Origin of the sequence: Pseudomonas sp. NPDC098747 (assembly GCF_044760045.1) — a bacterium.
Lineage (GTDB): Bacteria > Pseudomonadota > Gammaproteobacteria > Pseudomonadales > Pseudomonadaceae > Aquipseudomonas.
In genome coordinates this window covers 36805-59654 of the sequence record NZ_JBIWAL010000021.1, presented here as the reverse complement: position 1 = coordinate 59654, position 22850 = coordinate 36805, and the positions used below count along the sequence as shown (strand labels likewise).

The window sequence follows — 22850 nt, the reverse complement described above, 5'->3', positions numbered from 1 at the left end:
CACTCCCTTAAAAAAACATTTCGGCACACCAATCAAACAACCACTCCGCTATAGTAATTAAGCACTGACATCTTAATACTTGCACCATTATGGTTATTCACCACAACTTCCCCATTGGAGTCTGCTTTCAAATAACTATCACGACCATCTCTTACTATAGTCACCAAAACTTCTGATGCAGGCTTTTTCAAAAAAACCGACGTAGCAATGATATGGTGCGAATACCACGTAAGGTCTGGATGCCCCCAATGTTCTTTAATCCTTCGCTCAACGCTCACAAGGTTATGGGCCAATGACATAGCTATTGGTGATGACGTTGATCCCGATTCCACTAGCGTCATCTGCAAGGAAAAATCCATATTCCGGGAACTGTTGAGACAGTCCAACTCCCATGTTTTCCCCTCCTTCGTGAGCACTTCCTCTTTGCCCAATGCTGGTGTAATCGCCACTCCAAGATTTGCGCCAGGTGCCTTTTCCCACTGCAGTTTTATAGGTTTATCCAGCAATTTGCTGGCGGGTTTTGGTCGAACGGTCAACGTATGTTTCGCACCATGGCACGGGAAGACGCCGCCGCCTCCGAAGGCAACGTCAAACTCGTCAAATTTAACGTCCAGTTCCTGCGCCAGATTCAATATCGTCCCCGGCACTGGTGGGGACACCGGAAGTTCGGTAATTAAAGGTATGCTAAATTCCAATCCAAAAGTTCCACTTGGTGCGCCATCCGTTTTAATAGTCCAACTCAACGAAGTGGTTCCTTCGGCCATTTTAATCACTTGCATCAAAGGGGGATCGAAAACCAGACCGCGCCCCTCTTGGCCATACTGATACTGCAGAGTAATAAAGGCGAACGGATCACCGATCAGCCAACTGTATTCATAGTCCAGTGTTAGTGTGCATTCGTCGCCTTCCAGTAAATTCAATGCCAAGTCAGGCCACTTCACTCGCTGGCCATTGACATAGGGGGTAAACTCTTGCATCCAGGTTTCCGAGCTAGGCATCGTTTTAGTATTCATGTAAATGACTCCTTTGTGATAACTCCAAACCACGACAACCAAACAACGACTTCGTTATTCCGATCAAAATAAAAAACAGTATCTCCACCGTAAACACAGCATCAGGTTCGCTACCAGAAAAACTGTATTCGCAGTTAAACTACTCGCGCACAAACGTTATCTGCCAATAACGTCTTTGGCACATTGGTCCAACTTATGCTCTCGCCATTTACACTGCCAGTGGGCTTCGACATTTAAGCAAAGGGATAAAACCTCCAACAGGATTAGACGTCAGTCGGCACCAACTGAAACTCAAGAGATTTAACTACCCATCCGGCAAAGCCACCCTTTACGGAGGCAAGCAGCCAGGCACGTCTTATGCCTGGTAATCTGAATTCAACCCGAGCATCCCCGTGGGCATCGGTTCTGGTCGGTGCAAGAATTCTGTCGGGGTATTCCCATTCAACCTCGACGTCCTGCAAAGGCTCGCCGGTAAGGGCCGACACTACATTAACGACAGCGTAAACCCGCTCTCCGAGATGGCCACTGGGCTTCGGACTGGTGAATGAGTGAATTTCCCGAGGTTCATTCAGGAAAAACGACAACGAAAGCGACTCCGAATACAGCGCATCGCCAACTGTTGCAATCAACTCAAACGCCCCCGGTGTAACGGGAACAAAGCGAGTACCCGCTACGCCCTGAAAACTGCTGTCCGTCGTTACTTCCCCAAGGTCAGGACTGCGCCAGGTTACGGGTTTGCCCGCCATCGGTTTACTCGTAACCGAGGAGACCACCGTGATCGCCTCAAACACCTCATCACCCCAGAACAACGTCTGGTGGACGCTCTGACGCTCGGCAATTTTTATCACTTGCGAGCCCTCGCCCAAGGACATCGCGTTCACGGGGGACAGGTCCGCCAGTAGCTCGGAGGCAAAGCACAAACCGAAGCTGCCATCGTTGGTGCCATCGGCTATAAACAGATAATTAATCCCCGCGCTGCTTAAGGAGGCCGGCTTCCCGAGCGCCGGTTCAAGAAAGCGTATGCCTAGTTGCGCAGGCCCTGTGCCCGTCATGCCCAGCGCAATCTGGTGATTGCACAGCTCGCTGTCTGTCTTCGCTGATACCCTGAACGCGTAAGACCCTTTGTTCCGCGGGAAGTAGGTTTTCTCACCCCACGGTTGTTCCGGCTGATCTTCAAAACACACCATCAGATCGTCCCACGGATCGCTCGCCAACGCTTTGACCAGTATCTCGCCGGAGTCTTCGTAGTTATCAAAGTCGCTGAATACCAATGCGACCACCGAATGCTCGCCGGCCGTTTTCGGCGCAAAGGGGAATCGGCTCAAGCCGTCATCATCGGTCTGTACGTTGACGATATCGGCGCCGTTCCACCATTTCACGGTAACTTGCCCTACCGGCTGGCCTGTAAAGTGCGATTCGAGCTTTGCCGACAACCACACCGGAGTCTGACCAACGACCGGATACACCGCTGCTTCATGCAACGTTTTAATCCTGACTTTGTTGTGATGCAGATCCATCGTTTTCGCGACCGAAACAAAATCCAGATCAGGCAAGGCAAGGGTCAGTTCGAATTGCCCCCGTTGCTCGCTGGCGGAAAAGTCCAGCGTCCAGACCACGCCTCCATCGTCCAGCGTTTGAGAAACATCTAACGCCGGCTCAATCGTTGCACCCAGCTTCTCGGCGGAATCTCCCGTCCATTTCACTTCAGTCTTCAGCCCCACCAAAGGACTCAGCGCGTTTGGCAAGATTTTGAATCGGTGTATCGCCCCCAGACACGGATGTAGGGATTGTTCGTTTAACTGCGCCCGAACCTGATCGAGCATCAGTTGCACTTCTTTATTCAGATCCGCCGATAGCAACCTGCCGGGCAAAGCTCGAACGACCCCCTCGTTATTAAGGCGCAATTCCAGATCGAACAAACTGCTGATGCTGTCATCTGCCGCAGAATCCAGAGTCCACTCCGCGCCGGTTTCCAACAAAGGCTTCCATTGTCCAAGGTCAGAGGGACTCAATCCGATATGCGGGTCACTGCCACGCCAACGCAGGCTGATATATGTGTTGGTCCAAGGGCTGCCGGGATATGGCACGACCTTCAGGGTATGTGTCTGCCCATGTCGGCAGAGCAAACCGACCGTTTTCAGATCGACTGTCTCGCCGTCGAGCAGGATCTGCACATGTTTTTTCCAGGGGCTGCTCTCAATAGCGTGGACGGTGAAGTCTCGGTTGATCGAGACCGCATCTGGATGTGCCTTGATGCTGGCCGTGACGACCAACTCGCCTGCTGTTTCCGGCGGGTAGGATACGCTCGCCCAGCCATCGGCGCCGGTCACGCCCTTAATGACCTTACCTTCAGGTGTTCGCCAGTCCACCAGCGCATTAATGACCGGGGCGCCATCGCCCAGAGAGGTGTCATACAACACCTGCAACCGCAGCAGCACACTTTCGTCTTCGTCCACTATCGGCGACTTGTTAGCCTCGCGCACCTCGCCGATTTTGACCCGGTTGCGCGCCAGTGACATCGGTTTGGCCGGCGAGGGTTCCAACAGTTTCGAACAGCGCAGTGTCAGCTGGAACCGACCGTCGAGTTGATCTTTACTGGTCAGCGTCCATACCAGATCGTCCGTTGTCACCGGCACCGGACTCTCCAGCGCCGGGCTGACGTCAACGCCGAGTTGATCTGCAAGATCACCGCTCAAGTGCAACGAAAGTTCGGTGTTCACCAACGGATTGTTCTCAGCAAATCGCAACTGAACCGGATAAGCACTCCCCCGGTTCGGATAACCTTGCGCCTCCCAGGCCGTCAACTCGCCATCCACAACGGCCCTTAAATCTGGCCACGGATCCTTCTCCAGCACCTTGACCTGAAACTCCCGGGTAACGACTCCAATGGCGTAATAGGGGCTGACAACCGAAGCGATGACAATAAAATCACCGGCGGTCGTCGGTTGATAAACGTAGTCACACCAGCCATTTTCGTCAGTGATCGCCATGTGTGTGCTGCCCAGCCCTTCAACTGACCAGGTAATTGTCTGGCCCGCTAATGGCTGGTGGGTGTAATACGACACCACTCGCAAACCCAGCTTCACACTCTGTTCCTGCTCAAGCACAGGGTAAATGGCGGCCTCTCGCTCATCCGTGAAAGCCAATCGGTGGTGCCCAAGCGACACGCCGATGACATAGGGAAAGGCGCTATAGCGGTTGCTCAGGGCAATACTGAATTCAGAGGGCAGATCGTCTATCCTGGGGATATCGAGCAACCAATGCGAGTCAATTGACTGATTCACTCCCCAGTCGGGTACGGCGGTCACAGCTCCATTCGGATTGGCATGAGCTTTCAGCGACACTGCGGTATCCAGCCAGACATCAGATTCGGTCACGAAATTAAGCACATGAGGGCACTCGGCCTCTTTCGTTCCCAGACAGAGGTACAACCGGGCGTTCGGCAGCAGCGTCTGCTCATCGAGTTTGATTTCTTTTAGTTTCAATTGCGTCAGGTGCAGCAGCACTTTTACGCGCGTTACACGGATTTTCGACTGCTTGTCTGTAGGGGCATTCTGCGGGCTGATGATTTCGAGGGTCAGCTCATCACCCCGTGCCACCGACAGCAGCTCCTGATCATATTCAAACGGTATGAAAGCCAGTGTCTCCCCGCTCGTCACAGATGACTCAACGTGTTTCAGGTGGTTCGAGCCAGCGGGTTTGAGCTCGATAGCGAGCAATACATCCTGCCCTTTGAGGATGCGCAGCCAGCCTGACTTGATGTGTCGCACTTCACAAAGAAAGCTCAGCGTATATCGTGCATTGATGCCTGGTTCCACTGGAATTTTGAAGACCTGCCGAACCCACCCCTCGTCTGAGGCCTCCAGAAGATTGACCCAGTTCCCTTCATAATTGACCGTTGCAGTGCCGATTAGCCCCCCCCTCTTCCACCCCGTCAGATGGGTAAAGTCCCCATTGAGCACCAGGCTTTCGTTCGCTTGAATAACGGGTTCATCCATGATTGCGCGCTCCTTTGACTGGCGTGACTTGTTCGGGGTTTTCGATCGATGTGACCAGATCCATCACCTTACTGACAAAGGTCGTATCGCTGAATTTTGACGTGTAGCTGATGACCACGATGATGTCGGTCATCCTCTCCAGCACCTGCGATTGCGCAGCTTTTGTCGGCCACGGAAAGTTCAGTTCCCAGCACGACACGGCTCCGGTGTACTGGAACGGGTCAAGCAAGCCCTCTTCGGGTTTCATCGCCGTCATGCCTCGGTCGGCAATTCCAGACGACAAGGCAATCTGCTGGCCAGCGCGCAAATTGAACAGCACATCGGAAGGCGCAACGCCATGCGGATTGTGCAAATACTGCACCGATTGTGTGGTGGCCCGAGTTGCTGTTTTGCTGCTGATCTGTAGCAGTGTGGCTCGCACATCCTCGTAGGGGCCTTGCAGAACGGGCAGATAGACTGCAACCGAACTGATCTGGCGGCAGTAATGCCCCGGATGATCTCGATCGAATAGCAACTGCGAAAGGCAGAACTTCAGTGAGCCTGTGACCTGCAACTGCACGAGCGCTTCAGCCCAGCTGCCTGCACTTTTTTGCGGATCGATCAGGTCGTCAAAAAGCTTGCGCAGAGACACTGTTTTTGTCAGTTCCAGCCACCGCTCATAGCGTTGCAGGTATTCGCGCTCCATGCGCAGCAAGTGCCCACGCAAATGCTCGCCTGCCGTGAAACCATGGCGCTGGTCGAGCCATACCTGAGGCAAAGGGATTGGGTTATCGTAATCACCGGTTTCGGCGTTCATTGAGTTTTGCGCCGTCAGGCACAAACTCACGACCGCATCGTAGGCCTGATAATGCAGGGCCTTGAGCTGGCCGAGCAGCCAGCCGAACAGCTCGGCATTGGTCGCGCGTTTTTTCAGGTAGTTGTAGACCGTCAACGCCTGGCTGTTGGCGCGAAGGGTTTGCGCCAAGTTGGTTTGAGCAGCGGTGACCGAATGGCGCTGCGCCTCGATTTGCGCATCGATGGCCTCTAATTCCAACAGCGCCTGATCGCGTTGCAGTTGCCAATCATCACGGCGTCGACGATAAGCTTCGGTGGTTGCCTGCTTGTCGGCGTCCATTTGCGCCACTGACGATGCAATGCCTAACCTGATACTCACGGCCTCAATCGTCTGGTCCAAGCGATGCCCGCCATTGGAAAGCCCGATGATATTGGGCAGCGACGCCACCACCGCCGCAGGCTTGATGAAGGAGGACGCCAGCGCCAGCTGTTTGGACAAGTACAGGCTACTCATGACTTTGTATTCGACTGCCGACACGTTTTCGTCATAATGCCGTGCGTACACCTCAGCGCGGTGCTGCGCCACAGCACGACTTTGCTCGAGTGCCGTCACGCTGGCCTGCAATTGCGCAATGGACTGTTCCTGCACGGTTGTGGCGTACGCGCCCAATTCCACCATATGGGTTTGCTGCAACTCCTCCTGCTCGGCGCGATCACGCCGTTCGAGCATGCCGAGTACCTGGCTACCGAGGTCCTGCAGCGCCTGCACGGCACGCACTGCCACTTCGAAGCTCACGCGCCAGCGGAACGCATTGACCACCAGCCTTCCGCCCATCGGCCGAGGGCCAGCGCCACCGCCGGCTGCCAGATCCCGCAGCAACTGGTTCGGATCGGTTGGCGGGCTGAACAGCGGAATCAACAGCGGTTTGCCGTCTATGGTGAGGTTGTTGCGCAGGTTGTGCAGACGTTGTTCTGGCGCCGCAAACAGATCCAGCAGCGGCTGATTGATCGGCGCCTTGAACGGCCCGCTGGCCAGCATCCCCAGCATGGGCGCCACGTCGGAGCCAGACGGTACGTCCGCCAGACTGAAGCTCAATGTCTGTTCAAAGGCTTCAAGCTCTGGGCGGGTTTCGCACTGCTTCAACAGGTCGGCAATCGTCTGGGTCTGCCAACGCGACACGGTGCGCGCAGTGGGTGCCTTGCCCATCAGGAACCCCGCCTGTACGTAGCACAGCTTGGCTGCCACAAGGCTATCGCGGGTCAACTGCCGGTAATACCAGTCCCCCCACTCCATCAGATTTTTCACGTATTCGCTGAATATCAGAAGCTTGAAGTGTCCAGGTTTCGCATAGCCGATGGCGTCCGGGTCGATGGGGGCCAGGGCTTCACAGCCCGGGTTACCCTGGTTTTTAGCCAGCGGCCGGCAGCGCCAGTAGAGTGGTTTGCCATTAACGTCAGACTTATCCTCCGTCGCCTGTGGGTCGAACACGTAATGCAGCCAGCTCTGTGATTCGGGAAAGCGCCCTTCGTTGTGCAAGATTTTGGCCACCAAATGCACAAGATGGAAAAACATCTCCCAGAAAAACAGCCCGTTGGCCCCGTCATACGCCCCGTTGGGTTCCTTGAACGTCGGATCAGCCGCCGGCGTCGGTTCGGCGATGAACTGAGTGCTCCAATCCATTACTGCATCCACGGAAATATTGGAGCGCTGGACCAGTTCAGGGCCGAACAGTGAATTCAGACGGGTGTACTTCAGATACCCCGTCGGCAGGTTAAAGGAGAGAAACTGCGCCGCGTCAGCGCTGTTTTTCAGCAGGGTCGGCGCAGGGAAGTCCGATAGATTGACAATCGTCAGCTCGAACTCTCTACCGCCAAAGTCGCCAGCTTCCGTGACTAGTTTGAACGCGGTGGGTTGCGGCCATGAGCCTTCGTCACGCCTGACCGTCAGCGGTCCGATGGTCCAGCCACCGGCGGGGGAACGTTCGACTTTCAGTTCATCATCGCCCCCCGCTCTGTTCACCAACCCCAGTACAAAGGGAAGCGTTTGTGGGGCGTTGGCCAACCCTGTTGGCTCGCACGCGCCGATCACTGTAACGACGTCCTCGTTTTTTTCACGCACGGCGGTGGCTTGCAGACTCAGAAAAGGTGACATGGACCCCTCGGGTTTGCCCGAGCTATTCATCGTTACCTGATGGCCCACTGAGTGCTGAACAGTTTCCGGCGTGGCAAATCGATCCCTTGCTGCATCCAGCCAAGTGCCGAGGTCAATTGTGTCCTGGCGCATCAGCACATCGAAAATCTTGTGCTTCTTCAGCACATATGGATTTTGACCCGCAGTGATCAAAATCCCCAGTTTGCCTTTCGACGAGGGACTCTCCTTCAACACCGTAGCAACCAAGCGAAAGTTCACCAGTGCATCAGCGGCATCGAAATCGATACTGAACACATTCAGCGGCGCCGACCACTGCCCACTCTGCGTCATGAACGCGAGGTTGACACTCAGATTGGCCGGCAGGAACTCATCAGTCTTTCGGCCGGCCACTTTGTCGCGCCATTCCGCCGAGATCACCCACAAGCGACCGTTCCAGAACACCGGGCGCGTTTCCAGAACCCGGTTGCCCGGCTGAATGCCTATCGCTTGCCATTCACTCCAGGCTGCCGGATTGACGCCAACGCAGGTGGGCGTAAGTTCGATCTCGGCCTTGCGCCAGTAGTACTGAAACGGCTGCGCTCGCTGGCGCCCGATAAAATAGTAATCGGCCAGGTCAGGCGTGGCGCCGTCCATGTAGCAACTGATGACATCCAGGTCACAGGTCTGCTCGAATGTATGCAGATACCCTTGCAACGCGGCCTGCACAGAATCGGTAGTCAAGCGGCTCTGGTTGAGGTCGTTTTCAAGGTTCTTGAACAGGCTGGACTTGCGTTGACGAACAAAGGGGTTGATGTAGTTTTCCGGGTAGATCGTAATCAACTGCACCGCCGCCCAGTCCGGATAGTTGTTGTATAGCTGCCATTGGGCCAGGTCATGCGGCGGGAACTGATGTGTGGTGAAGCCAGGTTCCAGCTTGCGATACACCGCATGCATGTATTGCTGCACACAACTGGTCGCCTCGGCCAGCCAGGAGCTCTGCACCGCAAACGTGTCCAACGGGTCCATCCGCAAGAGTTCGAACACATCGGCCGGTGTTTTCACAAACTCATATTTCGTTTTGTTGACTTGGCCAATGCTGTATTCGAGCAGTGCAGAACGGCGTTTTTCCAGCAGAACGCCAATGTCACTCAGTGCCATGATCCTTGCTCCTTGGGGAAACCCGAGACAAACCCTTGGTGAGGCGAGCGCTTACTCCGTGACCTGATCGCCCTCGAAAGTGATGAGATCAAAATTGGCCCGTTCTTCACTGCCGTGGCTGAGCACACTGCAGACAAAGGTTCCGCCGGTTGCACTGGAGACGAAAACCCGCGTGAACCCTTCCTGATTGGTGAACGCTTGCGAGGGCCGGACAATTGCAAGAGGTAGTGTCGAGGAATTGACGGGGGTTGCGAACCATTCCACGAGCATGTCCTGGCCGAGGTTTCCGTATCTGTCCATCATTGTGACGTACAGCTCGACCTCTTGCCCTCTGGGCACCACCGTCGATGGCACGGTGGATCTGTAGAAGAGCGGGAACTCCATGGATTTGGCTTCAGCAACAATGTTGATGGTCGGGGCGTATTCGGGATCGAGCAGATCGAGCCAGTACATCGGCGTTTCGGCCCCCATCGTCGTGCCGGGAAAGTACTCGGCCTTCAGCGTACCGTCCTTGTCGGTAATGCTCTTCTGGAGAGTGCCCAGCGCGACCTTCCAGTAAACAGGGACGCCCTCAAGTGGCAGCCCTGCGGGGTTCTTTACCGTCACCGTGAAGATGGCTTTTTCGCCGGGTTTCCCGGCAATCAGCTCTGTGGGCGTGACGATGCAAGTCGTAGTAACCAGCTGTTGCAGATCCTCCGCCATCTCGACACGCGGCACTTGTTCACCGGTTTCGCTCAACAAGGCGCGCTCGGCCGCGTCGGCATAAGCTTTTTGGGATTCGCCGTCGTCAACTGTCGCCGGCAACGTGCCGAGCAGGAAAAGCGTCAGGGCGTCCATGTCGGTCGCTGTGGACATCACCCGAACCCGCATCAACAAATCCAGTTGTTTCAAGCTCTTGAGTATCGGCAGAACGGGATCGATGCGACTGACACAGTCGCGCACCTCCTGCACGCTCCAGCCGAAATACTCGGCCAGCTTGATGGTCGACGCCTGGTAAGCCAGGGTTCTGGCATCAACCGACAGGGTTGGCAGTGCATTGACCTGGCGTAGGTAGTCGAGCAGTTTGTGCTGCGGTTGTTCGCTGAGCGCAAATGCCCGTTTGAACACTGACAGGTAATAAAGCGTGTTCACCGATATCGCGTATTTATCGGTCTGACCGAGCCAGGCCAGATGACCGTAATCGAGATAGTCCTGCAACAACGCAGCACTGAGTTCCAGTGTTGAAACCACCTCACTGCGCCGTCGCACATCGGCTAACAGATCGATCACCGGATCAGTTTCGGGCGTGCGCCTCTGCTCCCGGGTGTCAGCGGCCAAACCGATCCGCTGGGTCAATTGCTCCAGCAAACGGAAAACCGTGGTGCCGGCCCAATTGATGATTGGAATCGCAAGTTCCACCGCAACGCCGGCATAGACCGCCAACGTTTCTTTCACCACCGACACCTGCGCGTCACGGGCTTCCAGAACCACATTGAGCATGATGCCAACCATGGCGTCACGTTGAGACGCCCAAGTGGCGCCCAGCGCATTGTCGACAGCCCAGCCTAGCCGTTTACGGGCGAAGATCAGGTATTCGTCCGGCGTTCCGGCGGGTGCCAGCACCAAGCCGCTGGCATCGACAATCGGTCCCAGCGTCTCGCCAATACCATCGGGACGCGGCACGACGCTCTGCGTCAGAAAGTCCAGCCAGTCTGCTGCTCCCGCAGGAGGCAGGCCGGCCATCAACAAACCGGCATTGGAGAACAGCGCGTTCGGCAGCAGACTGCGCAGTTGCTCAAAGAGCGCCAGATCGCGCTCCGACGCCTCTCGCCCTGGCGACAGTTCAACCGCGTGCTGCATCACCCACATCACTGACAGGTCACTTCGCTTGCACCACAGCACGCAGGCGTCCATCGCACTCATGAGCGTCAATACATCCGCGGTGGCGCCGGCTGCAGATTTGATCGAAGGCTCGCCCGCAAGCCCATTGACCCAGTCATCGCCGCCCAGCGACTGCAACATCAGCAGGCCTTCAAGCGGTGTCATGCGCAACCACCGGGGCAACCACACCAACCGGTAAAAGCTCGAGATGATTGGCAGACTGCGTTGCAATGTGTTGTTGGTGATGTTGTGCGCGCGGGCAACGGCCACTGCCAGATATTGATAAGTCTGCAAGTCAATCCGCAAGCCGGCGCACAGTTGGCTGATCGTCATATCGTCCGGCCCCGGTTGCGGAACCACCGGGAAGTTCCCCTTATCAAGTTTCATCGGCTGGCGATAGTTCGCTTGAGCGTTGAACACCTGATCAAACTGCGAAACCGCTTCGCCACGACCGTAAATCGACATGCAATCGAGGAACACAGCAAAGTCTGTCGCCGTGCATTTGTAGTGTTGGCGCAGAATCTGGAACAACCCGAGGGCGTGCACAACGTTGTCCGAAATCAGCCATTTGCCAGCAACGCCCGGATTGCCACGCTCCTCGGCCCGCATCGCGGCAGCCAGTAAAGCGTCCACTTGATCGCTGGGCAGCTGCAGCCAGTTGTCCAGACGTATCTTGCGGTTCATCCGGTCGAAGGCTCCCCGCTCTTTGACGTTTTCGGGGTCCACGGACAATATGTTCAAAGTTGAAGTTATATCGGTGGTGATAGATACACCTGGGTGACTATTGGCATTGATGTAAACCGAGCCGGAACGACCGCTTTCGGGTCCCTGCGTTGTCTCCGGTGAGCCATAGGTCACGTTGGCCGAACGTACCGGAGCAAATGCCTTGACCGATAACAAACTTTCGAGCGTCAAAGTATCGAGTTTTGTTTGCGTGGCGAAGTATGGAACATGGTGCAGAGTCTTGCTTCCCACTCCCGTTACACCGAAATTAACGAGATAAAACTGTTTCCAATCCTCATCATCGCCAAGCATATCTTCCGTCAGCAATGCTCGCTGATAGGGACCCAGACGCGAAGCATGTGCCAGGGCCTGCACGGGACGGACAGCGCTGGCTCCGTTTAAAAAGTAGGGGTAGGACAAATCCACGGTGTCGTTAAAGTCGCCCACCGACAGTCCTTTGAGCTGGGCGATGCCATCAATCGTGACCCAGTGCTGGTAATAAGGCAGGCCATTGGGATACCGCGACGTCATCAGTGCTTTTTCGATGTCGATTTGCGCATCGTTCGCGACTATAAAGTCTTCCAGCACGGCGGTGATGATGTCGACCGAAGACACCGATTGGTAAACCGCATTGAAGTCGACCGACAACTCCATCAAGTCGGTACGGCGCTGACGCAGCGGGATTTGATCCTTGTTGCCTTCAGGCTCGATACGGTCGCGAATCCAGACCAGCAAATCGATCAGATACGCCACCGGTGAAATGCACGACTCCAGCGCGTCCGGGGGGCTCATGTTTTCAAATGCGGTTCTGAAAATGTCTTCGTATTTCGGGCCCTCGACCATCGACAACAGCCCTGAAGAAGGATCGTCCTGCGCGCTCTGATCAGAGACAAGGGTGTGCTCGATAAACTGGCGGCGTACATAGGTGGCCATGCTGTTGGCCCGACGCAAAAAACGCTGCGCATCTTCGACGCTCAAGCCGTATTCCCTGACCAGACCAGGCGCGCCCTTCTGCACCAATGGGAAAATCGAACCGCCCTCTGCAAGGTAGGTCTTGAGACTCAGCAGACCTGCGTCCTGTGCATGTTGTTCTTCACTGAACAACTGTTCGTACAGTAGCACCGTGGGGCGAGGGGCTTGAGCCATGATCAGTTCCTTGAGTCGATAACCGGCCGCAGCAACCTGACGATGATGTCAGGCTGCAATGTCTTGGTTGAGATTTGGCGCTGTTTGAAGGAAGAGATCTACTGTCAGATCTGACAGGTTTTGTTACCGCTCGTCGGATTTAAAGATCAGTTTTTTGTGGCGTATCAGGTTCCACTTCAAAACGCGCGCTGGCGATCCAAGCCGAATGTGTCCCCTCACTGCCTCCAGTCAGCGTCTGGCCGAACCTGGCCCATTGACCACCCTGGCGTAACAACTGCGCGGCCGGGCCCTGCCACCCATCGGCAGTGACAGGAACATTCACCAGCCACTTCTTATCCGGGTCATACCAGCTCACCACCTGCCCGACACCCGCACGCCCCTGCCCTGCGAACAGCACCGGATTTTTGACGCTGCGCCCTGCCGCCGGGATATCGATGGAGGGAAGATACGTGCCCAACACCACTGCACGCTGTGCGGCCTCAGATTCGAATTCATCCAGCGCCGCCGTCACTTCCAGGCAGTGCATTGCGCCGGTTTCAGCGAGCACAAGCTTGACCGACCAGGTGCGGTCCGCCATGACTGCAGCGCTGGCGTGTAAGGCGCCGAGTTTCACCGTAACGGTGTCGCCCGGCACGCCGAATCCGGACACCACCACCCGCTGTCCGATAAGTTGGTTTTCAACCGGCGTCTCGACAAAAGGCGCCGCCGGGACAACGCTGTATTGCACAGCGTCCGTGAATTCGGACTGGTGCGGTTTGCCGTTCTCTTCAAAAATCTGCCGAGCCTTAATGTTTAAGGCTCCCACCGGCAACGGCACCTCGCGCTCCCACTCGCCATCCGCTCTCACGACAATGTCCTTGAGCCAAGGCTCGGCGGCGCCCACCATCCAGACCTCGACCCGCCCTCCGGGCCTGCCAAGCCCTTTAAGCGTCCCGGTTCGGGGCAGTTTTCCGCCCGCTGTCGGCTGAGTGATTTGCGGTGGCAAGACCACCACGTTGAAGTTGTGACGGTCGCTGCTGGAGACGCGGTTTTTATCAGTCTGGCGAGCAATGATGCCGTAGGTTCTGATGTTCAGGCCTTTGAGGGGTATCTCCCAATCCCCATCCGTATTCAGCAATTGGGGTTCGGACAAATCCTTGTCGTACACCACATCACGCACCTGCATCCTGGCCCCTTTCATACCGCCTGTGCCCTCGACCGTAACTTCATGGCCCACGTTACTGCCATTGCTCGGGAGGGTGATGACCGGTTTGATCATCGGTCTCAAAACCGTAAAGGACTTCGTCTCGGATGGCGAAGTCAGGGTGGCCACGGTTTGCGTGACGGTGATCGCGTGGGGAGTATCGGGCACAAAATCGGTGGGACGGCGGTAGCTCCAGGTGTCTGCGATCACGATCGCCTGGTAGGTAGTGGAGTCGTCGCTGAAGCTGACTTCCACGACGGCACCCGACCAGCAGGTGCCGCGAAAGGTCGGTGACAGGCCTTCATCGACCGGCTCGTCGATAGTAGGGGCCAGTGGTGGGATGATGACGGGGTGCTGAACCCAGTTGGGCGACTGATGCTCATCCAGAAACTGCTTTACATGAACCTCCCGATTGATCGTCGGCCCCCATTGTTGACTCGCTTTGCTCAGCCATTCCCCACCTCGCACCACCACCTCGGGGGCTACCTGACTGCTGCCGTCAGGGTTGTAAAGCCTCACCGTGGCACCGCTGAAACCCTTACCGCTGAAGGTGGGCTGATAATCATCGGTGGAACTCACGGCATACACGTCAGGCAGTGAATTGTTGATTTCGAAGGTGTATGGCAACGACTCGATCCAGCCGTTGGCATTGTCGGGAACCTTTAGCACGATGCTTGCTAGTGGCCTGCCGAGGGGCGCGCCTATCGCCTTGATCTCCCATTCGCCCCCCTCTGCAACAACCGGCTGTGGCAGTGTGACCGACCAACCGGGGACGGTGATAACGACCGTTGCACCGGGGTAGCCGATGCCAGAGAAGGTTATCGATTTGTCGATTATGTCGACTTTGACATCGCCAATTTTGGCTGGGCGGATTCTGAAGGCGCGCGGCGCACCGCGTTCGGTTTGCTTGCCCGAGGCAATTTGCTCAACCGCTAATGAATGATTGCCTGGCTTGAGTGTGACCACCGCGTCCCAAATGCCTGCCTCTCCCACTGTTCCACTTCCGACCCTTTCCGAGTCAAGAAATACCTTGACCATACTGTTAAAACCGCTGAGCCCGTTTTCACCTGTGAGGGTAAAGGTTCGGTCCTGAATTGAAGACTGAGCGGGCGCCGTGATGCGAGGGGCTCCCAAGATATTGAAGTTGACGACAGATGAGTAAAAATGAGGCAACGTCCCATATTTGATTTGCGCCTTGACCGCCGCAGGCCCACTGGGAGGAACTTTGGTCATCGGCATTTGCCAGACTTCTGTCAGGGGAACGGTAACCAGACTGCTCCAAACGTCATAATGGTTATTATCACTGACTACTTTTATTTGTGTATCGGGGGCGGCAGTTCCGATGAAGCTAATGTCTTTGACCAGCAGCAGCAGGCTGTTCACAGGTGACGTGATTTTGGCACGATAGGTGGTTACAAATTCGGTTAGTCCCGACATTACACCTTCCGATATTTGATACGCTTGAAAGGTCAAGGCGTTCAATGTAGATGGAACGAGACTCTCGACTGTCCAAGTTCTATTAGATTGCACATATCCGTCCGCTATCCTCTCCCCCCTGTCGTTCAACACAACCACATGAGCTCCGGCAATACCCGTGCCTGATATAACAATCGGTGAATCGAGAAAGTTGGGGCTAAAGCGGACGAATGGCGCCGGTATGGGATTTTCGGCATAAAATTCTCCCGAGCTTTTCCAGCCCGACCAATAGTTTGCAAATACTGTTCTGAAGTGAATATACCCAAGCCCTTTCGCCAATTCGAAATCAGTATTCCAGACGATCCCATCGCCGCTGGTTGGAAATTTCTTTACTTGATAAACCACTCCATCCTTATTATAGAAATGCAACTCAGCGGCTTGATGGGGTGCAAATATAAATCCACTATTGAGTTGGATGCCTCTTGTCCGTGGAATGGTGCTGCCTTTCGCCGGAACTACCCAAGGATGCTCATCCAACAATAATCGAGGTTGGGATTTGCGACTGATTTCTTCAGCAGCCTGTTTAAATGATTCGGGGGAGTTCGTTTCATCGCTGGATGCGTTGAGTGGGTTTTTTCCCGAATGATCATTGGTATCCATGATTGTCTCCGTCAATCCAGCGCATAAGCCAAAGCAACAAGTGCAATAGCTAGAAACGCCATTAAATGCCGACAGCAAGCGCAACCACACCTGACAGTTCTGACAGTCCCGACCAACGGTAACTATTCCCACAACACAACCCGGCAGCGTCCTTCAGCTACCAATACGCGGCTACGCTGCCTTGCGCCTTTGCCTACACATCCTTCAGAATCCGCCGGCTTGTGCGCTTTGCTGATGCCCCGTAACTTGATCCGTGCCGCTGCCAATCAGTGGTCGGGTTTAGTCGCCCGGTGGTTGAAATGATGCGTAGAAGCGTCATCAAGTCGGGTACTCCCTATCCCCGCACTCGATGGTGGCTGTTCGCAGGGCGCCTCCGGGCGCGCCGGGATTCATTTCTCCACCGGTCGACTAACCTGCGTTCAGCCGCCACCCCATTCGTTTAGTCGCGAAATGGTGGCGGCCTACCTTGGAGAAATGATCATGATCAAAGACACCCCAAATCCCCCCGAAACCGGCGACTCGGTTTCCCCCTACGAATCAGCCGATTCAAAAAAACTCCACGAAGCCGCCGAAAAAGCCCTCGACCATTACCTCAAACCCGCAGCGCCGCCCTCGCGCAATTCCGTGGATCGCGGCATGCAGATGTTCATGATCGCCCCCGACCTCAATCCCGAAGCCGTGGCCATTCAGACGTACGAAACGTTTTCGTCGGTGAACATTCTGTTGCTGGATCTGGCAGACAGCCTCGAAGACAAACCGCGGCATCTGGCGATGGCGATTTATCAGTTGAGCGAGATGGGTTTGTTGCTGGCGGAGAAGGCGCTGGTTAACGAGCGGGCGATATCCGTTTCCTGACATTTAGAACCCGGTTGTCTGTCCCGGCGCTATCGCGGGCAAGCCCGCTCCCACATGGTTGTGCGGCGTATGCGGCTTTCGTGAGCGCTACAAAACCTGTGGGAGCTGGCTTGCCAGCGATAGCAATAATGAAGGCGCCGCTGAAATCAGGCAGATGCCGGCAACGGCTGAAAGCTGAAGTACTGGCGCAGCGCCTCGACCAATTGCCCGTATTCCGGCGGCGGTCGTTGCAGGCTGAAGCCGGCGTCGTAGTGCAGCGGCGTCGCGTCTTCGTGGCACCACAAGCAACAGGCGGTGAGGTCGATCACCTGATGGCAACCATCGTCGCCGGGGATTTTCAGGCGCAGATTGAAATCCGCGCCGATCATCATCGGCAATTGGCTGATCAACATCAGCCCGTCTGCGGACACATTGCCGAGAAAGCCGAGGGGCTTATCGGTGATGCTGTTGAACACTCTGAGGAAATACGGCAGCTGATGCCGTTCGATCCGGCGGTCGGTAAACATGCGCAGTACGCCATGCAAGGCTCCATCACAGAGCCGCACTTGTGCTTCGGAACGCGCTGTACGACAGATACGACACAGGCACGCTCTCCCCGCTTCCGGTGTAACGGTCGCTACATCGCCGCCACCTTACAACTGACCAGTCGCAGGTGTTGCCCCGGATTAGAGACTCGCCTCTAAACCCGGATCATTCGACTATAGCTCAGGCTGTACAACCGGCCAGATTTTGTATGACAACTGCCATCAGAAACGGGTTGGACGCACCACGGCCGCCGCACTACGCGTCGGGTAATGGCCCAGACTCTGCAGGGTTTCCAGACGCGCGCGGGCGCGATAGGCATATTCGCTGTTGGGGTACGAGGCGATGATGAACTGATAGGTCTGCGCGGCGTCGACAAACATCTTTTGTCGTTCCAGGCACTGGCCGCGCATCATCGACACTTCCGGCCACACGTACGGGCGGGCGCGGCTGGCGCGTTCGACCTTGGACAGCTCAAGCATCACCTGCTCGCAATTGCCACGATCATAGGCGCTGTAGGCGTTGTTCAAATGATGGTTCATCGACCAACGGGTGCAGCCCGTCACGGCGAGGACGCTGAGGGCAAGGGCGGCAATGGGCAACAATCGCATGGGGGTTCTCCTGTCTTGAGCTCTGTATCGACCCATCGTCGGAAATCTTCAGGTGCGTTTGTCCCAAAGTTACCGGGTTCAATAAAGAAAACGATAAGTAGTGCAAACGAACAATGACTACACCCCAAGAGCATAGTAGCCTCTGCCTGCGCTTGAACTCAGGAGTCTTTGCATGTCCGTCCGTCGTACCAAAATCGTCGCTACCCTTGGCCCGGCCAGTAACTCGCCGGAAGTTCTCGAACAGCTGATCCTGGCTGGCCTGGACGTTGCCCGTCTGAACTTCTCCCACGGCACCCCTGACGAGCACAAGGCTCGCGCGAAGCTGGTGCGTGAAATTGCTGCCAAGCATGGCCGCTTCGTCGCCCTGCTAGGTGACCTGCAAGGCCCGAAAATCCGTATCGCCAAATTCGCCAACAAGAAGATCGAGCTGAAGATTGGTGATCAGTTCACCTTCTCCACCAGCCATCCGTTGACCGAAGGCAACCAGCAAGTGGTCGGCATCGACTACCCGGATCTGGTCAAGGACTGCGGCGTGGGCGACGAGCTGCTGCTCGACGACGGCCGTGTGGTAATGCGCGTTGATACCGCCACCGCCACCGAGCTGCATTGCACCGTGACCATCGGCGGTCCGCTGTCCGATCACAAAGGCATCAACCGTCGCGGTGGCGGCCTGACCGCACCGGCCCTGACTGAAAAAGACAAGGCCGACATCAAGCTCGCCGCTGAAATGGAAGTCGACTACCTTGCGGTGTCCTTCCCGCGTGACGCTGCCGACATGAACTACGCCCGTCAACTGCGCGACGAGGCCGGCGGCACTGCCTGGCTGGTGGCGAAGATCGAGCGCGCCGAAGCCGTGGCCGACGACGAAACCCTCGACGGTCTGATCCAGGCGTCCGACGCGGTAATGGTTGCCCGTGGTGACCTGGGTGTGGAAATCGGCGACGCCGAACTGGTGGGCATTCAGAAGAAAATCATTCTGCACGCACGCCGCCACAACAAGGCTGTGATCGTTGCGACCCAGATGATGGAGTCGATGATCCAGAACCCGATGCCGACTCGTGCCGAAGTGTCCGACGTGGCCAACGCCGTGCTCGACTACACCGACGCCGTGATGCTCTCCGCCGAATCCGCTGCCGGTCTGTATCCGCTGGAAGCTGTGCAAGCGATGGCGCGCATCTGCGTCGGCGCTGAAAAGCACCCGACCGGCAAGACCTCCAGCCACCGCATCGGCAAAGTGTTCGAAAGCTGCGACCAGAGCATCGCGCTGGCGGCCATGTACACCGCCAACCACTTCCCGGGCGTCAAAGCGATCATCGCGCTGACCGAAAGTGGCTACACGCCGTTGATCATGTCGCGCATCCGTTCTTCGGTGCCGATCTACGCGTTCTCCCCGCACCGCGAAACTCAGGCCCGCGCGGCCATGTTCCGTGGCGTGTACACCGTGCCGTTCGACCCGGCATCGCTGCCGCCGCACGAAGTGAGCCAGAAGGCGATCGACGAGTTGGTCAAGCGCGGCGTTGTGGAGAAAGGCGACTGGGTCATTCTGACCAAGGGCGACAGCTACCACACCACCGGCGGCACCAACGGCATGAAGATCCTGCACGTGGGCGACCCGCAGGTCTGAGTGCTCGGCTGCTGAACAACAAAAGCCCTGCCATGTGAATGGCGGGGCTTTTTGCATTTTGAAGATCAAAAGATCGCAGCCTGCGGCAGCTCCTACATTGGGAATGCGATTTTTTAATGTCGTTTGATAAACCCGGTCAATGCCGCCAAGGCTTCCGGCGAACGCAGGCGTTGGGTGAACAAGGCGCCCTCTTCCTTGATCACTTTGCGGATCAACTCGCGGTCCGGCGCTTTCATCAATTGCTTGCTGATGCGCACGGCTTGCGACGGGAGTTCATCGAAACGCAAAGCCATCTCCCGCGCCCTGGCCAGTGCTGCCTCGCCGCTGCCCAGTGCCTCTGTGGCAATGCCCCACTGCGCCGCTTGTTCACCACTGAAACCTTCGCCGAGCAACAGCAGTTCAGACGCTTTGGCGTGCCCCAGCATACGCGGCAGAATCAGGCTGGAGCCGAACTCTGGGCACAACCCCAGATTCACGAACGGCATGCGCAGTCGCGCATCGCGGCTGACGTAAACCAGATCGCAATGCAGCAACAGCGTCGTGCCAATCCCCACCGCAGCCCCCGCCACGGCAGCGATCACCGGTTTGCGGCATTCGAGCAGGTTGAGCATAAAGTGAAATACAGGGCTGTCCAGATCGCTGGGCGGCTGTTGGATGAAGTCGGCGATGTCGTTGCCGGCCGTGAAGCACTCGGCGCTGCCGGTGATCAGCACAGCGTTGATTTCGGGGTCGCTGTCGGCTTGCTTCAATGCGTCGGCGAGCCGGCTGTACATCGCTCGAGTCAGGGCGTTTTTCTTGTCGGGGCGGTTCAGGCGCAGGGTCAGTAGACCGCGTTCACGTTCCAGCAGGATGGCGTCGGTCATGGTGGGTCTCAACTTGGCTGGGTTGAGGAAGTTAACTGTGGCGAGGGGATTTAGCGAAACGTCGCACCGCCCCGTTGGGCTGCGCAGCGGCCCCAAAAAGCGGTGAGCGCTGCGTACTCAAACGGGGATAAATCCCCTCGCCACAAAAAACGCCTCGCCCTGATGAAAATTCAGCGCTCAACCGCGGCTGAGAAACACATCAGCCAGCAGTTGATTGCGCGGCAGTCCGGCCAGGTACAGGCGCCGGGCAAAGGCGTCGACGCTGGTCGCTGAGCCGCAGACTAAGGCCAGGGTTTGCCGGGAAACAAGGCGCAGTTGCGCCAAAGCGGCGGCTGACTCGGCCGCTGTCCACAGGTCGACCGTGAGGTTTTCACGCTGTGCAGCCAGTGCGACAAGGGGTTTGGCCAGATAGTGCTCGCTCGCGTCATGGGCCAGGTGAATGACGCGGATGGCGCCCTGGTGATCCTGGCGCAAGGCTTCGCGCAACACACCAAACAACGGGCCGAGCCCCGTGCCCGCCGCTAACAGCCACAACGGCCGGGTGTGCCAGTCGGGGTCGTAGTGCAACGCACCGCCGCGCAATTCGCCGAGGCGGATCGGGTCGCCGATTTGCAGACGTCGCGCCGCGTCGCAGAATTCGCCGGGCTGACGACAATCGAGGTGAAACTCCAGAAAACGGTCTTCCTCCGGCAGGCTGGCCAGCGAATAAGGCCGCGCGATGTGATTGATCCACAGCACCAGATGCTGCCCGGCGCTGTAACGCAGCGGCCGTTGCACGCTCAGGCGCAAACGCATGACGCTGTCGCTGAGCCAGTCCAGTGCCTCGACAATGGCCGGGCGACCGTCCTCGAGCGGGTCGAAGGTGTGCACCTGTAAATCTTCGATCACCTGACACTGGCACGCCAGACGCCAACCCTGCTGACGCTGCTCGGCGCTCAGGGCATCCGGGCGATTGTCGGCGGGCAAGCCTTGCACGCACTGCACCAGGCACGCATGGCAACTGCCGGCGCGACAACTGTAGGGCACGGCCACACCGTTCTGGTTGAGGGCATCGAGCAGGTTGCTGCCCGCCGCTACCGACCACTGCCGTTCACCGACACGAAGCTCAGGCATCGACGTTCTCCCACGCGGCCGCACAACGATTGCGCCCGTCACGCTTGGCCCGATAAAGCGCCTGATCGGCACGTTGCAGGGCGTCATCGAGGTCATCGCCCAAGGCCAGCAGCGTCATGCCGGCCGACAGACTGAGATTACGCACGTTCAGGCCGACCAGTTCGACATCGGTGAAGGCAATGCGCAGACGTTCGCAGCAGGCGGTCAGGCGCTCGGCATCGCAGTCGGGCAGCAGCACGACAAATTCCTCGCCACCATAGCGCGCCAGTACATCGCCGTCGCGCAGACACGCCTGGGCGACACCGGCGAACGCTTGCAATACCTGATCGCCAGCGGCGTGGCCATAGAGGTCATTGATGCGTTTGAAATGGTCGAGGTCGATCAGCGCCAGACCGTGCACTGCGTCACTGTCCATCGCGTTCAGCTCACGCGTGGCCAGGCGCAGGAAGTGCCGACGGTTGAACAGGCCGGTCAGTTCGTCGGTGGCAACGAGGTCTTCAAGCTGACGCATCATCCCGCGCAGGGTGTCCTGATGCGCCTGCAAGGCAAACCGGCGCTGGCGCATGCGTTGGCGCGACACCTGAACAAAGCGCGCGTAAAGCACCAGCCACGCCAGCACCATCGCCAGAACGCACACCTGCAACGCCGCGAGCGCCGGCTCCGGCAAGCGGAAGTGGTATGCGTCCCACAGGGTGATTGCGCAGAAGCTGAAGAACACCAACAACGCACAGCGGATGAACGCTCGCCGGCTCAGATGAAACAGGCCAAACAGCAGGATCAGCACGTAGAACACCAGAAAGGCGCCGCGCGCTTCGTCCAGATGAGCGATCAGCCAGGTTTGCCAGCCAAGCCCGAGTAACACTTGCGTTTCTGTCAGGCTTGGATCGTCAAAACGCTGGTTGCGGCCCGACCAGAACAGACCGAACAGAATGGCCTGACTGATCACCACCAGCCCGCTGCCGATGGTTACTGTGCTCAAGGATTCGTCGTAATGCCCGGTAAAAAACGCCAGCCACAGCAGCAGCAAAGCCAATCCATAGGTGGCTGCAGCGAGGGCAAAGCGTTTAAGCAAAAGACGTTGAATGGCGTTATGGGTCAATCGTTGACTCACCGTGCGATAGGAGGCTGACCGAGTGTCCTACTCTACAGACCGGCTGCCACTTTAGTGGCGTAGTCGATAAATGACCACCGATTTTGGGG

General features: G+C 57.0%; 12 protein-coding genes. 2 read left to right on the top strand and 10 right to left on the bottom strand.

What is annotated here, in order from left to right; all coding sequences use genetic code 11:
* Positions 1–32 precede the first annotated feature (32 nt).
* The 5 genes from ACIQVE_RS15080 to ACIQVE_RS15060 all read right to left on the bottom strand — a co-directional run bounded on the left by ACIQVE_RS15080 (position 33) and on the right by ACIQVE_RS15060 (position 16062).
* Positions 33–1013, bottom strand: a complete 981-nt coding sequence (locus tag ACIQVE_RS15080) for a hypothetical protein (RefSeq protein ID WP_402809598.1) — start codon at positions 1011–1013, stop codon at positions 33–35.
* A gap of 263 nt (positions 1014–1276) precedes the next feature.
* The gene (locus ACIQVE_RS15075; protein WP_402809597.1) at positions 1277–5011 is read right to left on the bottom strand and encodes an Ig-like domain-containing protein; all 3735 of its coding nucleotides are present in this window, start codon (positions 5009–5011) and stop codon (positions 1277–1279) included.
* Positions 5004–9074, bottom strand: coding sequence for a neuraminidase-like domain-containing protein (locus ACIQVE_RS15070; RefSeq protein WP_402809594.1), 4071 nt, complete (start codon positions 9072–9074; stop codon positions 5004–5006). The genes ACIQVE_RS15075 and ACIQVE_RS15070 overlap by 8 nt, the downstream gene beginning before the upstream one ends.
* A 51-nt stretch (positions 9075–9125) precedes the next feature.
* Positions 9126–12803 (bottom strand): Tc toxin subunit A, encoded by a 3678-nt coding sequence (locus ACIQVE_RS15065; protein ID WP_402809592.1) that lies wholly within the window; start codon positions 12801–12803, stop codon positions 9126–9128.
* A gap of 139 nt (positions 12804–12942) precedes the next feature.
* Positions 12943–16062 (bottom strand): hypothetical protein, encoded by a 3120-nt coding sequence (locus ACIQVE_RS15060; RefSeq protein ID WP_402809590.1) that lies wholly within the window; start codon positions 16060–16062, stop codon positions 12943–12945.
* A 480-nt stretch (positions 16063–16542) separates the two neighbouring features.
* Here ACIQVE_RS15060 and ACIQVE_RS15055 point away from each other — a divergent pair, with 480 nt between their 5' ends.
* A complete protein-coding gene (locus ACIQVE_RS15055; RefSeq protein ID WP_402809587.1) occupies positions 16543–16917 on the top strand; it encodes a DUF6124 family protein in 375 nt (124 codons plus the stop codon).
* Between the two features lie 146 nt (positions 16918–17063).
* Here the strand turns inward: ACIQVE_RS15055 and ACIQVE_RS15050 are convergent, their stop codons facing one another.
* On the bottom strand, positions 17064–17423 hold the full coding sequence (locus ACIQVE_RS15050) for a PilZ domain-containing protein (RefSeq protein WP_402809584.1): 360 nt from the start codon (positions 17421–17423) through the stop codon (positions 17064–17066).
* Positions 17424–17663: 240 nt separating this feature from the next.
* Entirely contained in the window at positions 17664–18050 is a 387-nt protein-coding gene (locus tag ACIQVE_RS15045; protein WP_042560673.1) for a tol-pal system YbgF family protein, read from the bottom strand.
* A gap of 172 nt (positions 18051–18222) precedes the next feature.
* Between ACIQVE_RS15045 and pyk the strand changes: the two genes are divergently transcribed.
* Positions 18223–19674 carry a pyruvate kinase gene (gene pyk / locus ACIQVE_RS15040; RefSeq protein ID WP_402809581.1) on the top strand — a complete coding sequence of 484 codons (1452 nt, stop codon included), beginning with the start codon at positions 18223–18225 and terminating at the stop codon, positions 19672–19674.
* Positions 19675–19787: 113 nt separating this feature from the next.
* Here pyk and ACIQVE_RS15035 read toward each other — a convergent pair whose 3' ends face one another.
* From ACIQVE_RS15035 to ACIQVE_RS15025, 3 genes are all read right to left on the bottom strand, one after another.
* Entirely contained in the window at positions 19788–20537 is a 750-nt protein-coding gene (locus ACIQVE_RS15035) for an enoyl-CoA hydratase-related protein (protein WP_402809579.1), read from the bottom strand.
* Between the two features lie 177 nt (positions 20538–20714).
* The gene (locus ACIQVE_RS15030; protein WP_402809576.1) at positions 20715–21650 is read right to left on the bottom strand and encodes an iron-sulfur-binding ferredoxin reductase; all 936 of its coding nucleotides are present in this window, start codon (positions 21648–21650) and stop codon (positions 20715–20717) included.
* Positions 21643–22749, bottom strand: coding sequence for a diguanylate cyclase domain-containing protein (locus ACIQVE_RS15025; RefSeq protein WP_402809573.1), 1107 nt, complete (start codon positions 22747–22749; stop codon positions 21643–21645). Before ACIQVE_RS15025 ends, ACIQVE_RS15030 begins: the two co-directional genes overlap by 8 nt.
* Positions 22750–22850 lie beyond the last annotated feature (101 nt).